Here is a 15262-nt window from a genome sequence, read left to right as displayed (position 1 = left end):
AAGAATGACGGACTCATGGAGTTTAAAGGAACTAAGAGAATTCATACTGAGTATTCATGGGAAAAATCAATACCTTTACGATCTGATTTTTTCGATTAGCAGAAGCATCGATATCTTCCGTTACCACGTGGGTATTGCACGTGACTCTCTGGAAGGCTATTTCGATGAAGACGATCAGAGCAATGAAGAGAACTTTAAGTTGGTAATGGGCCACTCTGAGCGTTCGCAAGAATTTAATGAAGCCAAGCTGGCAAATGAAGCCAACACTATTGCAGCTATATATACCGTGAGATCTCTTTACGATTTATTTGCCCAACTTGTCCGAGCATTGCTTTTGGCAGATTCGCTGGATGAAGCTCACTGTAATATTTTTCAAGTAACGAATAAGCTTTCGCCAAGTCAACTAAAGGATGTATTAAGTAAATTGCTTGAAAGTGACGGTTTTTCATATGTTAATGCATTCGCAAACGTATCCAAGCATCGCTATTTGGTAAAGCACGGAGCGTCAATCAACACCGTAAACAGCCGCGCAGGGGTAAAGTTCAGCCCCTTTAAATTTCGTGGAGAACAATTCTCGGACAAATGGGCACAAGATGTTCTTGAATTGGTGGTTCAAGTTCAAAACCACGTGGTAATTGCAGGAAAGGAGTTGAATCGGCACTGTAATATCACCCCCTCATAGGAAGTCGCTTCTCTCGGGCTCACTATTTAGAGTACATCAACACTCTTTGGCATTAATGCGGCTGTTTACGTATACCGAGGCGATAGAGCAGCGGCGACATCATGATATTGGCCAACATGAACAGCGCCACCGTCACGACGAGCGTCAACCAGCCGTAACCCAACCAAAAATGGCCGAACAAAACAGGCAGAAAGGATTCGGGGAATTGGTCCAGGCCGGTTGAGCGCGAGCTTGGGGCCAGCCTACGGCGGCGCTTGATAAAGCTGCTGATCAGATCGCCCAGCAAAGCAAGCGCACCAAATACTGCGCCAAACGCCACGCCCAGCCCTAACAGCGCGCTGAGTAAAGCACAGCTGGCGGTGCCGACGATAAAGCCGCGCCAGGTCTTGCTTCCCCCCAGCAGGCGCACGCCGTCACTCCACTTAATTCCGCCGTCGATAGGGGCGTTACCAACCCGCCCCATCAGGCGACTACCCAACACCGGAGCGCCATTGGCGGCCAGCAAAAGCAACAGCAATTCCAGAATCAACACAAACGAGCTCCCGTTGTGTCAGCTGAATGAAAGACGCCGCTGCGGACCCTTTGGGTCAGGGAGACGCTGATCAATTCCCCAGCCAGTCTGGAACGCCTAACCAACCCCTCCGCGGGTCAGTTTGAGTGGATCAAGAATGCCCTCCAGCTGTGCCCTCGAAAAATCCGTTTGCTCAACAGCAACGTCGATAATGGGTCTACCGGTTTTGTAGGCTTCTTTTGCAATATCCGCGGCCCGGCTATAACCGATTTCCGGGTTAAGCGCGGTGACCAATACGGGATTGCGACCAACAGCGTCCGCCAGATGGTCGGCATTCACAGTAAACCCGGCAATGGCCTTATCCGCCAGCACTCGCGCGCTATTGCCAAGCAGGTTGATCATCTCGACCAGGTTGGCACCGATCAGCGGTAACATGACATTGAGCTGAAAATTGCCGGATTGTCCGGCGATTGCCACTGCACTATCCAGCCCCATTACCTGAGTGGCCACCATCGCGGTTGATTCCGGAATTACCGGGTTGACCTTGCCCGGCATAATGCTGCTCCCCGGCTGCAACGCCGGCAAGCTGATTTCCGCCAGCCCGTGGATCGGGCCGCTATTCATCCAGCGCAGGTCATTGGCCATTTTCATCAGCACCACCGCCACACCGCGTAATTGCGCCGACATATTAACGGACGCGTCGACGGCACTCTGGCCGACAAACTTGTGCTCAAGCGATGTAAACCGGAGTTCGGTGAAGGCATTCAGCGATGAGACAAAACGATCCGCAAACTGGTTGTGCGCATTCACCCCCGTGCCGACTGCAGTGCCGCCCTGAGGCAGGGCCAACAAATCTTCACAGGCGCTCTGAAGGCGTCTTTCTGCGCCGTTCAGCTGCTCGCGCCAGGTCTGCAGCTCTTGCCCGACCGTTACCGGCATCGCATCCATCAAGTGCGTGCGCCCAGTCTTGACGGTCTCCTTCAGCTCGGCTTCACGCTCATAAAGTGTCCCGCGCAAATGTGACAATGCCGGTATCAAAACCGTTTGCACCAGCATCACGGCGCTGACATGGATAGCAGTGGGAATGACGTCGTTAGAGCTCTGGCTCATATTGACGTGATCATTGGGATGCACGTTGGTGCCCGCAGCCGTTGCCAGATGCGCGATCACCTCGTTCACATTCATGTTGGTGCTGGTGCCGGAACCGGTCTGATAGACATCGATCGGAAACTGGTCCCGATGCTCGCCCCGCAACAAGGTGTCGCAGGCACTGACAATGGCATCCCGGACGCCGCCCTCCAACAGGGACAAGTCGGCGTTCGCCTGGGCAGCGGCCCGCTTGACGGTTACGACCGCATCAATAAACGCCGGCGGCATCTGCCTGCCACTGACCGGGAAATTATCGACAGCACGCTGGGTCTGGGCTCCCCAGAGAGCGTCTTTCGGCACATTCACATCACCCAGACTGTCTTTCTCAACACGATATTCAGTCATTGGAGCCTCCTTATTCCGTTAGATGGTGATCTCCGCTGATCGTTCACATCACGGCCGCATCAGTTATCCGGATTATGTTTCAGCCTGACATGATCACAGATGCCGGTCACCTTGGAGAAATTGACGATCAGTGTGTGCACCGTATTGGTATAGGTGTCATGCAGGTGAAACTTGTAACGCTTTTGTGGCTCACCCTGCAGGAAGGCGTCGTATTCCCGCGCCAGCTCGCGGACGTCGCTGCCGGTATCCACACTCCAGGTGGCGTTAAAGGGGCCCAGCACGGCACCACCTTCCAGACAGATCGTGACTTCATGATTCGTCAGTGCATTTTCTGAAGATTGCATGTTTCTACCTCCGGTATCGTTGTTGTACTGGAACTGTGCATGGCAGAGCGAGACCGTTCAGGCCGCCAGCCAAGTCAGTTCGGGAACCGTATCAAACCATTCCGAGTGTAGCGTTCTTTTCAAAGGTGCAGAATAGATTGTGGCTGACGATTGCCAGCCACGAAGGGAGACGATGATCTAGCTCATGCTCAAACGCATGAATCAAGACGTGTTATTGATCGAAGTGGATCACGCTGCGAATGCTTTTGCCTTCATGCATCAAGTCAAACGCTTCGTTGATCTCCTCCAATTCCATGGTGTGGGTAATAAAGTCATCCAACTTGAATTCACCCTGAAGGTACCGCTCGACGTATTCAGGTAATTCCGAACGACCTTTAACACCACCGAAAGCAGAGCCACGCCATACTCGGCCAGTCACCAGTTGAAATGGCCGTGTCGTGATTTCCTGGCCGGCACCGGCAACTCCGATCACAACTGACTCGCCCCAACCTTTATGGCAACACTCCAGAGCGGAGCGCATGACATTCACGTTGCCAATACATTCGAACGAATAATCAACGCCGCCGTCCGTCATCTCGACTATGACGTCCTGAATCGGCTTGTCATAGTCCTTTGGGTTAATGCAGTCGGTTGCACCCAGCTTACGTGCCAGCTCAAATTTGCTCTCGTTAATATCGACCGCGATGATGCGACTCGCCTTAGCCATCGTCGCACCTATGATGGCAGACAGGCCAATTCCACCGAGGCCGAAGATGGCAACAGTTGCACCCTCTTCCACTTTGGCAGTATTCATCACCGCCCCCATCCCGGTCGTCACGCCACACCCCAGCAAACACACCTCTTCCAGAGGCGCGGCCGGGTTTACTTTCGCCAGGGAAATCTCTGGCAAAACAGTATATTCAGAGAATGTAGAGCAGCCCATATAGTGATGGATCGGCTGACCGTCTTTGTAAAAGCGGGTGGTCCCGTCCGGCATCAGGCCTTTGCCCTGGGTTTCACGGATTTTTTGACAGAGATTGGTTTTGCCGGACGTGCAGAATTTACATTCGCCACACTCTGGCGTGTAAAGCGGAATCACATGGTCACCCACTGCGACGCTAGTGACGCCCTCACCAATAGACTCGACAACACCACCACCTTCGTGGCCAAGGATCGCAGGAAAAACACCTTCAGGATCATCTCCTGACAATGTAAACGCATCGGTATGGCAGACGCCGGTCGCAATAATCCGAACCCGTACTTCGCCTTTCTGTGGTGGCATTACATCGACTTCTTCAATCGACAGAGGCTGACCAGCCCCCCATGCAACGGCTGCTTTTGATTTAATCACGTTGTCACTCACTTTGAACCCTCACTCTTTGTCGCCCAGAGGGCGTTGTATCCATCAATTATTTGCACATTCTATTTGTTTATCAAAGAATGATAATCGGTCTATTTGTGAAATCATTTTTGCGAGATGGTAATAATGGGGAATTGGGAAGGCGTTACAGAGTTCGTCGCGGTGGCAGAAACGGGCAGCTTTACAGTGGCCTCAAAACAGCTGGGGATATCCACAGCCCAAGTCAGCCGCCAAGTCAGCGCTTTGGAGAAGCGGCTAGCGACCAGGCTTTTCTATCGCACCACGCGCAAAGTATCCGTCACCGATGCAGGGCAAACGTATTATCAGCATTGTCGCCCGGTACTGGACGGGCTTGAAGAAGCAGAGCGCGCCCTGAGTCAACTCCAGAGCGAACCTCGAGGCAAACTCAAAATCACGGCCCCGACCCTCTACGGCGAAAGCAGGATAGCGCCCCTCTTAAATAACTTTGTCGCCCGATTTCCCGAACTGGACGTTCAATTCAGCTTAACAAACCAGAAAGTGGACTTGGTTGAGGGCGGTTTCGACTTGGCAATCCGGCTCGGCAAGCTCGAAAGCTCCAGCATGATGGCGAAGCGCCTGGCTTCTCGTCATCAGTATGTCTGCGCCGCGCCTGATTATATCGCCACTCACGGAAAGCCACGCACTCTTACAGACCTGGCCCACCACAATTGCCTGCTGGGCACTTTGGATTACTGGCGATTTCAGGAGAATGGACATGAGCGGGTTATCAGGGTCCATGGCAACATTCGCTGTAACAGCGGCCAGGTGTTACTGGACGCGGCCCTGAAAGGCCTGGGGATCGTCCAGCTACCTGACACCTATATTGAACCTTACATTTCAAAGGGAACACTGATCTCGTTACTGCAGGATTTTCAGCCATCAGACGAAGGCGTGTGGGCTATTTACCCCCACAACCGTCACCTTTCACCAAAGGTACGACTGTTGGTGGACTATCTTGGCGAAAGCTTGCAAAGCCTCTGAGTACAGGGCCTATGCCAACTCAAGGGCCATGGATAACAATCACAAAGCCATTGACGAGATGAGCGTACCGCCTGTTCCAACCCGACTGAACCCTCTTATATTCGACAGCAGATGCTGCAACACTATGCTCATGCCACAATATCCAGCTAACCATTTCGGGAGCTTCTGAAGCGCATGCTGACGCGCCGTCGCACGAGTGCCTTGCTACTGGCGATATTCATCACCGTCGTTGCCGCAATAGTGCTGGCTGCCCGGCACCTTTGGCTTGAGTTGCTGCAAACCCACAACATCAGGCAACTGGACTGGCAGGGGCTGGACCTGTCGACCACATCGCTATCGATGGACCGTTTTACCCTTCGTCAACAACAGGCAGAACGGGAAGTCAGCGCTCAGGGCGTGCAGCTCATTCTGAGCTGGTCCTGGGACGGGTTTATGCCTCGGGTTGATAGCCTGTCACTGAACGGACTTCAGGTTGATGTGCGCCAGACCGCTGAAACTGAAGACCACACGACGCCAACATCCCGGTTTCAATTTCCGGACACCTTGCCCGACTGGCTCCCCGAGCAGGTAGACGTCCGTTCATTCCGCGTCACCTTGCCATGCGCCGATGGCACCTGCCCGCTTGAGGGGTCGCTGTCAGCCAGCCGCAAGCCGGAGGGGTTGCCACTCGCACTCAATCTGGCGCTTACGCGGCATGACCATTACATCGATATTAACGGTGCCCTTGATCAACTCGACGCCCGCCGCCTCAACTTGACAGCCAGTATAAGCATCGATGGCAACCCGACATTGTCGATGAACACCGACTACGTTCATGCCGACAGCGACGCCCACCCCCACTGGTCCGGCAAACTGGATATGCCCAACCTTCCGAGAGCGGACTGGCTTCTGACATGGATTCAGCAGTGGTACCCCATGACGATACCGGATCTGCCCCCGCAACCGGATGCCGGTATGGTCAGCGCACAATGGAGTTTCAGCCTGCCAACTTCCGGAAGCTTCACCAGCCCCCAGTCCGGAACTGCGACTGTCAAAGCCGAGATACCCCGGCCCTGGCCACTACCAACGATTGCGACGGTGCAGGGCAACGTTGAGTTGTCACTCGCGGTCGATCAGGGCCAATGGCGAGTCAGCACCGGGCAAGCGGACGTTCAACTGGAAGCCCTGGGCGATTGGGTTCTGATGCTGCCGCAATTTCTTCGCCCGAAAGCACTCGACGTCAGCATCCGGCCTGCCGAGGCCATCCCTGCAGCCGATGGTCAGCCAACCTTGCCACTTCAGATCGCCATTGCCAGCCGCGGCGCAGCAAAAGCTGATATTCAGGCCCATGTCGCGATCCCTATTGAGGCGCCGTGGATCGTCTATTTTGGACAGTCCCGTCTCCAGGGTGCATTTCCGCAGATGAGCGCCGGTGGCTGGTCCGTCTCCCGCCCGAAACTGGATCTGCGCTTTACCGGCCAGGCCGACAAAAACACCCTGACGCTCACTTCAGCAGCACCCTCATCACTGACGATCCCGGAACTCAGCAATGCCGGATCAGACCAGTGGCCCCTATTGAAAGGTCTGGCCGCCAACCTGAGGTCGCTCCAGTTAACGGCCAACTATGACACCGCGGACAAGACATTAAGCAGCCTCACCCTGAAGGGCCCCGCACACCTGACGGTGGCGCAACTTGAACAACCACAACTGAAACCGCAAAGCTGGCAGTTTGATGGTGATGTCTCGGCGCAACTCGATGGCCTCACTGCAAACGGCATATTGAAAGCGAAATCCGGCGCGCAGGCCCGGCTCGACCTGAACGCTCCCTTTGCCGGCACCATCACCGCAGACGCCAGCACCCGAATATCGGGTAAAACCGGCAGCAAGGTCTGGTCGAAAACCCTCAACCAATGGCCGGCATTGCTGGACATCACCGAGGGCACAGCCACGCTTGACGCCCATCTCACTCAACGCAAAAACAAACCGCTACAACTGAAAGGAACGCTCAATTTCGAGAATATTTCGGGCATCTACAACCGCATGGCGTGGACCAGGTTGAACGGCCCGGTAAATGTCGGGCTGAGCGACAAACACCTGATCACCCGCTTTCCCGCACTCACGCTGGAAAGCCTTAACCCGGGCATCCCCGTCGGTCCGATCACAACGGGTGGCACCTATGAAACGAATACAACGCAGCTGACGCGGGGCCAACTGACACTTGCCCCCACAACATCAGACCTGCTGGGCGGGACTATCAGACTGGGACCGGGCAACTGGGACCTGAGCGCACCGCCGATCCGGCTGCCACTGGAGGCTCACAACCTTGATCTTTCCCAGTTAATGCAGCTCTATCCGGCGCGAAACCTGTCCGGAACCGGCACTCTCAGCGGGCAAATTCCCGTTTGGCTAGAGCCTGAAGGCGTGCATGTGGAATCAGGTGCACTGAACGCAGAAGCGCCCGGGGGAAGGCTAACCTTGCCCGGCGACCGATTCCAAGCCATTGCCCAGGGCAATCAGGCGATGGCACTGGTCGCCGAAGCCATGAAAGACTTCCACTATTCGGTTCTGGATAGCACCATAGACTATGATCGGGAAGGCACCCTACAGCTTGGATTGCATATCGAGGGCAACAACCCCAAAGTCAGCCAGGGGCAGCCCGTCGTGCTGAATATCAATATCGAGGAGAATATCCCGGCGCTGCTGACAAGCTTGCAGCTCAGCGGCCGGGTTAACGATGCGGTCACCGAACGCGTTAAAAAGTGGCTGGAAGAGCAACAATCAGCCCCGTAAATCAGGCCACCGCTTAAGGTCGCCGGCCCCCATTCAACAGGAGTCCGCCGTATGGCAACACCCGAATTACGACACAGGCCGCTCACCGGCTTGCGCCTGGCGCTGACAGGCCTCATCTTCGGGGTCTTCACCGTCGCGTGCACACCAACGGTTCAGATGGCCGCCCCCAAAGAGCCCATTACGGTCAATCTGAACGTTAAAATCCAGCATGAGATCTATGTCAAAGTCGATAAAGACGTAGATGCGCTGTTCAGCGAAAAAGGCTTGTTCTGATCATCAGGTGATTTGGAGAAAAAACATGACACGATTTGCACGCATCAGCGCACTTTTCATCGCGCTTTGCCTTAGCCTGCCGGCACTTGGAATGGGGCTGGACGAAGCCAAGGGAAAACTGGAATCAGCCAAAACCCAGGGACTGATCGGCGAAACGCCGACCGGATACCTTGAAACAGTCAAAGCGGACAGTCAGGCTCAGGCCATCGTCGATGCTATCAACAAGGCACGCCGTGACGAGTACGCCCGGATTGCAGAAAAGCATGATATTGCCGTGACCAAAGTGGAAACCGTTGCCGGCCAGAAAGCGATCGAAAAAACCCCGACCGGTCAGTACATCCAGCAGGATGGCAATTGGGTTAAAAAGTAGTGTAGGCAAAGCGTCAGCTGTAATCGTTAAGCGCCATCAGACAATCATTCAGAAACGCCTGAGGTTCAGGTAACACCGCCTCGTCGGCAACCACGCCGAACTGAACCTGTCCGGCGTAACTGACAATACTGACCCCCAGTCCGATGTCACCGGACTGGGGCACCCAGAACATCTGCTCCTTCACCCGACAGCCCGCCAGATAGCGAACATCCCGGCTACCCGGAACATTCGACACAACCGCCGAGGCCTTGCGGCAGAACAGATCAGCAATCGGTTGCTGGACGTTTACAGGCAACAGGCCAGCAGCGCACATCAGCCCCCACGACACGCCGGGCTGCACCGACTTCTTGAGTCGGCGCGTTTCATGTTTGACGCGAAACAACCGCTCCAGCGGACTATTGCCATCTACCGGCAAAGGCACGAATACCGTACCAAACAGATTGGCCACCTCACCCGGCGCCGGCTGGAGCTGGTCCGGAAGCAACCCCCTGATATCCACCGGCACGGCGGCATGGAGTGTCACATCATCAAGGTCGTCTTGGTCAATTTTAAGCTGCCGGCGCAACGCGAGGGTGACGCAAGCCAACAACACGTCGTTTATCTTGCAGCCAGTGGCATCTGCCACACTCCGGAAGCGGGACAAAGGCAAGGGCGAGGACCATCGACATACCCGACGCCCCAGCAATCCGGGTTTAAGTCGGGACGGTGTGTCTTCCGGCTCCAAAAGGTAATCACCTATGCCGTGGGCCACCCGCAGAGCCGACATGGCCATTTTCTCCAGCTGACGATGCGAACCGGCAACACCGGCCTGACCTTCCGCAGCCGTCTGGCTGGCCTGAGATTGAAACCACTGCCACCCCGCCTCGAGCCAACGCGCAGCAGCACGAGTATCGGCACTTGCCGGGCAGCCGGCTGGCAGGGCATCCGGTGCGCCCGTTGTCAGCCCATTGAACACGCCCACCAGAGAGAGCCCATCGGCATAACAGTGGTGCATGCGCAACAACAATGCAGCTCCGCCTTCGGCATTGGGAAGCAGCCAGAAACACCAGCGCGGCCGGTAATCAGGGAGCGGCTGGTTGAGGCGCTGGGAGATCCATTGCTGCAACTGCTCCTCGTCTGGCGCGTCAGAGGATACTTTCAGGTGGTGCCGCACACGGAATACCGGGTCTTCTTCCCAGCGCCATATCGTGCCACGGCGCACCGGCATCGCCCGGAAACGGGAAATACTCAACCAATGGTTCTCGAGGAAGCGCTTGAAGACTGAAGCCGTCAGACCTTCAACGCGCAATAGCACGGTGATGGTCATGGGATTGGCGGGTGATTCCATGGAAAGCCAGGCGGCGTCAACCGGTGACAATAAGCTGGATTCCGCGTGGCTCAAGTCCAAATTCCCCTTCTGACAATATGGCGGTCTGCAATCTGAATCGGACAGTGTGGCATTCTGGTGACAAGCCAAGCATTGTGCCAGACATATTTAGGCCGCTCCACTTGGCGATATTACAAAAATTTACAGCCCGGGATGCGCTACTCCCTATACTCGAGACGTACAACACATAGAAACTTAACTTGTCATTTCAGGCACAAAGACTTTTTATACTTTAGTCTGATTCAGAGGATAAACGCCTGATTTATCGTAGAATCAAAGGTAGTGACTCAAATGGCAGTAACGCGAGGGTAATCCGCGCCAATACCGAAACGGGTTATTCGCGATAGAACGGATCAGGTCTGCAGCGCATTCAGGAGATGTTGTCTCCACGCTAAAACAAAATAACCGCAGGCGCCGATACGGGAGAACCGATCATGAAAGCTAGCCACGTTCGCAAGTTGATCAAACCGATCGACAATGTCTACTCGGAGATGTTCTCCGGGCGCGTTTATCGCGTCGGCAAAGGCGCGGTCTCTGTTCGCAACCACAGTGGTGAGGCGGAACAGACAGTTATTGGCGTGCATGGCTTTCTGGAAAATCACTGTTACTTCACACAAGCCTACGAAGCCCCGACTACCGAGCTCATCCTGCTGACCTGCAGTAACTACCACATCCCCGTCAATGGCGTGACACCTGAAACCCCTGACTGGGAAGTGCAGATTAAATACCTTGAAGCGACCATCGAATATGACGCCTGCATCCTGACACAGGCGCTGGCGAACCTGCCGACAACCAACAGGGTGCGACTGCATGGTCATTCCCGCGGCGGCGCCGTGATTCTGGAGGCTTTGAGGCAGCGCCCAGAGCTTTTTGAGAATGTGGAAATCATTCTGGAGGCACCGGTATTGCCCCAGGGCAAGTTGCATGCACTGGTCACCACGCTGCTGGAGCCTGTCAGCCACGGCATGTGGCCCTGGCTTATCCGCCTGATCAACTCGGCGCCCTCATCGGCCTACGGTCAGACCTTCTTCGGCAAGATGAATCCCCGCAAAAAGCAGCTGCTGGGGCATTTGTTCTCGGCAACCCGTGATCATCTGACCATTGTGCGGAACATCGAAAACATCATGGAATGGATGGAACGCACGCCTACGGATATCTACAGCGAAGTCCGCCACGGCACCTTTCTGATACCACAGGTCGATCGTATTCTTGACCGCAGCGCCATGCTGGCAAGTGCTCGCCAGAGCCCGACAACCATGCGCATCATCGAAACCGAGGCGCCGAGCCACTTCATAACTCTGGACAGCAAAGAATGGGTGCCATCGCTGGAGAGTTTGTTGCAGGCATCAGCTCAGGGCTGATGCCGCTGGCCGCTGGTAGGTGCGTCAGGCCTTGCCGGTCAGATTATCCAGCTGCGAGTTGATTTCAGATTCAATCCGCGAACGGAACGGACGCAGCATCAGCCCCAGCTCCAGGTGCACCTGCAACTCCTCCGGCAAGACATTCAGGTGGCCTTTCACCCCTGAGCGCTTGAACCGCAGCACATCACCGTCCCAGTTGTAATCAACGTCAAACTGTTTTGACAGATCCTTCGCCAGTGTTTCTGCCGCGTTCCGCGCGTGATCGTGATCGAGTGAATGGCGGCGGTTGATATCAATTGAAGACATGAAAGATCCCGAATAATCAGAAAACGGCCAAATGGAACCGGCACAATGCGCGCTCCGTACCGTATTCTGGTGAAGTGATCTGAAGAAGTTTAAGAAAATAAACGACCGGTGCAAGCACGCCAGAGAATCTCCTCTAAAGTTCATCGGCAGTAAAGCAAGTCGAGAGTACCTCTCCGCAAGGGCTTTACGTGAGTCTCTGAATCGCCAATAGACCGAATCAGGGGCGCCTAAATTCACGCTTGCACGACTTGCTGCTTGTAGCCTGCGGCCTGGCCGTTAGAATACAGGTTTGAACAAGGGAAATGCTGATCAATTCCCCGGCACCTCTGACAGGAAACCGACCATGACTGACCCTCAGACACATCAATCCGCACCCGCCCCTCAGGGTAACGATGGCGACACGACCCATTTCGGATTCCGTCAGGTCAACAAGCAGGAAAAGGCCGGGCAAGTTGCCGAGGTGTTCCATTCGGTCGCAGGCAAATACGATGTCATGAACGATCTGATGTCGATGGGGATTCATCGGCTGTGGAAACGCTTCACCATCGAGCTGAGCGGCGTGCGTCCGGGCCACCGCGTGCTCGATATCGCCGGTGGCACGGGCGATCTGACCATGAAATTTTCAGATCTGGTGGGCAAGGATGGCCAGGTCGTACTTGCGGACATCAACGCGTCCATGCTGCAGGTTGGCCGCAGCCGTCTAACGGATCGGGGCTATGTTGGTAATATTGAATACGTGCAGGCTGATGCCGAGCACCTGCCATTCCCGGACAACAGCTTCAACGCCGTCAGCATCGCGTTTGGCCTGCGTAACGTGACGGACAAGGATCAGGCCCTGCGCGATATGGCACGGGTACTCAAGCCAGGCGGCAAGCTGATGGTGCTGGAATTCTCCAAGCCCACCAACCCGCTGCTGAACAAGGCTTATGACCTGTACTCCTTCAACGCACTGCCACTGATGGGCCAGCTCATTGCCGGCGATTCCGAAAGCTACAAGTATCTAGCCGAATCGATTCGCATGCACCCGGATCAGGACACCCTGAAATCCATGATGGACGAGGCCGGTTTTGTAAACACCCGCTATCACAACATGACCGGCGGCGTCGTCGCCCTTCATGTGGGCACCAAGCCCTGATGTTTCCGGGCCCCACGCTGCAAGCGGCGATTACGCAGGTTATTGAGCAGGCGCTGAATCGAACGCTGCAACTCGATCCGGCCGGACGCGACATGCTGCTGGCAGCGCTTGCGCGACCCGTCGCATTCAGAATTGAAACCACTGGCATGGTGCTCTCGCTGCAGCAGGTCAAGGACCGGGTTCAGGTGGGCAGTATCGAGCCGGAGGCCCCCGCTGTTACCGTTAGCGGGCGACCCTTTGCATTTGCCGCGCTGGCACAGGGTGATGACCGGGTCTTCAGCGATGGCAGGCTGACCGTGCAGGGCGATGTCGGTAGCGCCCACGCCCTGCAACGGGCCATGGCAGACCTCAACCCTGATTGGGAGGCCGCATTGGCCGGCCACATAGGTGATATCCCGGCGCACTTCATTGGCCAACGAGTACGCGGCGCACTGGGCTGGCAGCGGCAGGCCTTTCGTTCACTGAGTGCCAGCGTGGAAGAATACATCCACGAAGAATCCGGCAGCCTGCCCGGACGCAACGAACTATCCGCAACCTTTGAAGATATTGATCAGCTGAACCTGCAATCAGACCGTCTTGCTGCCCGCATTCAATATCTGGAAAACCGGCTAAAAGCCGCCTCTGAACCGACGGAGCCGTCGTGACCCGCATTAAACGCCTGTTTCGCATTGCCTGGGTGTTCAGCAAATATCGCCTGGACGAATTCATTCCCCTTAGCGATTTACCGCCGTTCCTGCGCGTGTTGCTGGCTCTGGCACCCTGGCATTTCTTTCCACAGCCCAAGCACTCCCGCGGTGACCGGCTCAGACTCGCACTGGAAGAACTGGGCCCGATTTTCATCAAGTTCGGCCAGATCCTGTCCACCCGCCGCGACTTGCTGCCCGACGACATGGCGCTGGCGCTGGCGCATCTTCAGGATCGGGTGCCGCCTTTCCCTGGCAGCCAGGCCCAGGCGATTATCGAGCGCTCCCTCGGACAACCCGTCGGCACGCTGTTCCAGACTTTTGACAGCAACCCGATGGCTTCCGCTTCCGTTGCCCAGGTACATGCCGCCACTCTGCTCAGCGGGCAGTCAGTGGTCGTCAAAGTGATTCGACCGGGCATCGAAAAGGTGATTAATCAGGACATTTCCCTGATGCGCATGATGGCCTCAGCGCTGCAACGCTACTGGTCTGAAGGTCGCCGACTGCGCCCGATGGACGTTGTGGAAGACTACGAGCAAACCATCCACGATGAACTGGACATGCAGCGCGAAGCGGCCAACGCCAGCCAGCTGCGCCGCAACTTTGACGGCTCCTCGCTGATCTATATTCCGGAGATATTCTGGGATTACACCAAGCAGTCCGTGCTGGTGATGGAGCGGATTCAGGGCATTCCCGTCGCCGACACGGACGCCCTGCGGGCTGCGGGTGTCGATATGAAAGTGCTGGCCGAGAAAGGCGTCGAGATTTTCTTTACTCAGGTGTTCCGCGACAGCTTCTTCCACGCCGACATGCACCCCGGCAACATTTTCGTTGACGCCAGCAACCCGCAGGACCCGCGCTACATCGCAATAGACTTCGGCATCGTCGGTACGTTGGCGCCGGAAGACCAAAGCTATCTTGCGCGCAACCTGCTCGCCTTCTTCCGGCGGGATTACCGTCAGGTGGCGGAGCTGCACGTGCAATCCGGCTGGGTGCCGGCCCACACCCGCGTCAACGAATTCGAAGCCGCGATCCGTACCGTGTGCGAACCCATCTTCGAGCGGCCCCTGAAAGAAATCTCCTTCGGCCACTTCCTGTTACGCCTGTTCCAGACGGCCCGGCGCTTTGAAATGGAAGTTCAGCCGCAGCTCGTCCTGCTGCAAAAAACCCTGCTAAACGTCGAAGGCCTGGGACGCCAGCTGTATCCTGATCTCGATCTGTGGAATACCGCGCAGCCCTATCTTGAAGCCTGGATGCGCAAGCGCATCGGGCCACCGGGCATGTTTAAAGCCTTGAAAGAGCACCTTCCGTCCTGGCTTGAACAGTCTCCGGAAATGCCGCAACTGGTGCACGACGCCCTGCTGCAAATTCGCGACCTGAATCGCCCGACAGGCCCGGATCAGGCTACACTGGACGCTTTACAGCGAGCCGAACGCTCACGCCAGCGCAACCTTCGCCGCACGGTGCTGGCCGTCGCCTGCATTGGCGGCGCCTGGCTGACCACCCAACAGGTCGACTGGCAATCGCTTCAGACGATACCAGTACAAGGGTGGATCTTGCTCGCTGCAGGCGGCTGGCTGCTGCTTGGCCGCAGCCGCTCTGAACTTTGACCGATCAGACCTGACTG

At 56.0% G+C, this 15262-nt stretch carries 15 protein-coding genes; 9 read left to right on the top strand and 6 right to left on the bottom strand.

Annotated elements, in window-relative coordinates:
* Positions 1-4 precede the first annotated feature (4 nt).
* Positions 5-682, top strand: a complete 678-nt coding sequence (locus tag ACUN9X_RS05655; RefSeq protein WP_445472445.1) for a hypothetical protein — start codon at positions 5-7, stop codon at positions 680-682.
* 52 nt (positions 683-734) lie between these two features.
* On the opposite strand, the gene ACUN9X_RS05650 is transcribed toward ACUN9X_RS05655, so the two are convergent.
* From ACUN9X_RS05650 to ACUN9X_RS05635, 4 genes are all read right to left on the bottom strand, one after another.
* A complete protein-coding gene (locus ACUN9X_RS05650; protein WP_260038811.1) occupies positions 735-1214 on the bottom strand; it encodes a CDP-archaeol synthase in 480 nt (159 codons plus the stop codon).
* 96 nt (positions 1215-1310) lie between these two features.
* On the bottom strand, positions 1311-2687 hold the full coding sequence (locus ACUN9X_RS05645) for a class II fumarate hydratase (protein ID WP_445472444.1): 1377 nt from the start codon (positions 2685-2687) through the stop codon (positions 1311-1313).
* A 59-nt stretch (positions 2688-2746) separates the two neighbouring features.
* Positions 2747-3031: a hypothetical protein gene (locus ACUN9X_RS05640; RefSeq protein WP_260038809.1), complete on the bottom strand. Its 285-nt coding sequence runs from the start codon at positions 3029-3031 to the stop codon at positions 2747-2749.
* 211 nt (positions 3032-3242) lie between these two features.
* Positions 3243-4361, bottom strand: coding sequence for an S-(hydroxymethyl)glutathione dehydrogenase/class III alcohol dehydrogenase (locus ACUN9X_RS05635; protein WP_260038808.1), 1119 nt, complete (start codon positions 4359-4361; stop codon positions 3243-3245).
* Between the two features lie 135 nt (positions 4362-4496).
* On the opposite strand from ACUN9X_RS05635, the gene ACUN9X_RS05630 reads away from it, so the two are divergent.
* The 4 genes from ACUN9X_RS05630 (at position 4497) to ACUN9X_RS05615 (ending at position 8784) form a co-directional block, all read left to right on the top strand.
* Entirely contained in the window at positions 4497-5372 is an 876-nt protein-coding gene (locus tag ACUN9X_RS05630; RefSeq protein WP_260038806.1) for a LysR family transcriptional regulator, read from the top strand.
* Between the two features lie 174 nt (positions 5373-5546).
* Positions 5547-8141, top strand: coding sequence for an intermembrane phospholipid transport protein YdbH family protein (locus ACUN9X_RS05625; RefSeq protein ID WP_445472443.1), 2595 nt, complete (start codon positions 5547-5549; stop codon positions 8139-8141).
* 51 nt (positions 8142-8192) lie between these two features.
* Positions 8193-8414, top strand: a complete 222-nt coding sequence (locus tag ACUN9X_RS05620; protein WP_260038803.1) for a YnbE family lipoprotein — start codon at positions 8193-8195, stop codon at positions 8412-8414.
* A gap of 25 nt (positions 8415-8439) precedes the next feature.
* The gene (locus ACUN9X_RS05615; RefSeq protein ID WP_260038801.1) at positions 8440-8784 is read left to right on the top strand and encodes a YdbL family protein; all 345 of its coding nucleotides are present in this window, start codon (positions 8440-8442) and stop codon (positions 8782-8784) included.
* 13 nt (positions 8785-8797) lie between these two features.
* On the opposite strand, the gene ACUN9X_RS05610 is transcribed toward ACUN9X_RS05615, so the two are convergent.
* Entirely contained in the window at positions 8798-10165 is a 1368-nt protein-coding gene (locus tag ACUN9X_RS05610; protein ID WP_260038799.1) for a wax ester/triacylglycerol synthase family O-acyltransferase, read from the bottom strand.
* Positions 10166-10584: 419 nt separating this feature from the next.
* Between ACUN9X_RS05610 and ACUN9X_RS05605 the strand changes: the two genes are divergently transcribed.
* Positions 10585-11511 (top strand): alpha/beta hydrolase, encoded by a 927-nt coding sequence (locus tag ACUN9X_RS05605; protein ID WP_260038797.1) that lies wholly within the window; start codon positions 10585-10587, stop codon positions 11509-11511.
* A 24-nt stretch (positions 11512-11535) separates the two neighbouring features.
* Here ACUN9X_RS05605 and ACUN9X_RS05600 read toward each other — a convergent pair whose 3' ends face one another.
* Positions 11536-11817 (bottom strand): polyhydroxyalkanoic acid system family protein, encoded by a 282-nt coding sequence (locus ACUN9X_RS05600; protein WP_260038796.1) that lies wholly within the window; start codon positions 11815-11817, stop codon positions 11536-11538.
* A 343-nt stretch (positions 11818-12160) separates the two neighbouring features.
* Between ACUN9X_RS05600 and ubiE the strand changes: the two genes are divergently transcribed.
* From ubiE to ubiB, 3 genes are read left to right on the top strand one after another with little or no spacing between them, the layout of a single operon-like run.
* Positions 12161-12952, top strand: coding sequence for a bifunctional demethylmenaquinone methyltransferase/2-methoxy-6-polyprenyl-1,4-benzoquinol methylase UbiE (ubiE, locus tag ACUN9X_RS05595; RefSeq protein ID WP_260038795.1), 792 nt, complete (start codon positions 12161-12163; stop codon positions 12950-12952).
* On the top strand, positions 12952-13596 hold the full coding sequence (locus tag ACUN9X_RS05590; protein WP_260038794.1) for a ubiquinone biosynthesis accessory factor UbiJ: 645 nt from the start codon (positions 12952-12954) through the stop codon (positions 13594-13596). The genes ubiE and ACUN9X_RS05590 overlap by 1 nt, the downstream gene beginning before the upstream one ends.
* Positions 13593-15245 (top strand): ubiquinone biosynthesis regulatory protein kinase UbiB, encoded by a 1653-nt coding sequence (gene ubiB, locus ACUN9X_RS05585; protein WP_445472442.1) that lies wholly within the window; start codon positions 13593-13595, stop codon positions 15243-15245. The genes ACUN9X_RS05590 and ubiB overlap by 4 nt, the downstream gene beginning before the upstream one ends.
* Positions 15246-15262 lie beyond the last annotated feature (17 nt).

Source organism: Marinobacter sp. V032, from assembly GCF_052645435.1.
Note: the sequence above shows the minus strand (reverse complement) of the source record. Positions and strands in the feature narration are given on the sequence as shown.

Coding starts and splice junctions, on each gene's coding strand:
- ACUN9X_RS05645 (WP_445472444.1), bottom strand. CDS start 2,687: ATGACTGAATATCGTGTTGAGAAAGACAGTCTGGGTGATGTGAATGTG.
- ACUN9X_RS05655 (WP_445472445.1), top strand. CDS start 5: ATGACGGACTCATGGAGTTTAAAGGAACTAAGAGAATTCATACTGAGT.
- ubiE (WP_260038795.1), top strand. CDS start 12,161: ATGACTGACCCTCAGACACATCAATCCGCACCCGCCCCTCAGGGTAAC.
- ACUN9X_RS05640 (WP_260038809.1), bottom strand. CDS start 3,031: ATGCAATCTTCAGAAAATGCACTGACGAATCATGAAGTCACGATCTGT.
- ACUN9X_RS05620 (WP_260038803.1), top strand. CDS start 8,193: ATGGCAACACCCGAATTACGACACAGGCCGCTCACCGGCTTGCGCCTG.
- ACUN9X_RS05615 (WP_260038801.1), top strand. CDS start 8,440: ATGACACGATTTGCACGCATCAGCGCACTTTTCATCGCGCTTTGCCTT.
- ACUN9X_RS05630 (WP_260038806.1), top strand. CDS start 4,497: ATGGGGAATTGGGAAGGCGTTACAGAGTTCGTCGCGGTGGCAGAAACG.
- ACUN9X_RS05590 (WP_260038794.1), top strand. CDS start 12,952: ATGTTTCCGGGCCCCACGCTGCAAGCGGCGATTACGCAGGTTATTGAG.
- ACUN9X_RS05605 (WP_260038797.1), top strand. CDS start 10,585: ATGAAAGCTAGCCACGTTCGCAAGTTGATCAAACCGATCGACAATGTC.
- ACUN9X_RS05600 (WP_260038796.1), bottom strand. CDS start 11,817: ATGTCTTCAATTGATATCAACCGCCGCCATTCACTCGATCACGATCAC.
- ACUN9X_RS05625 (WP_445472443.1), top strand. CDS start 5,547: ATGCTGACGCGCCGTCGCACGAGTGCCTTGCTACTGGCGATATTCATC.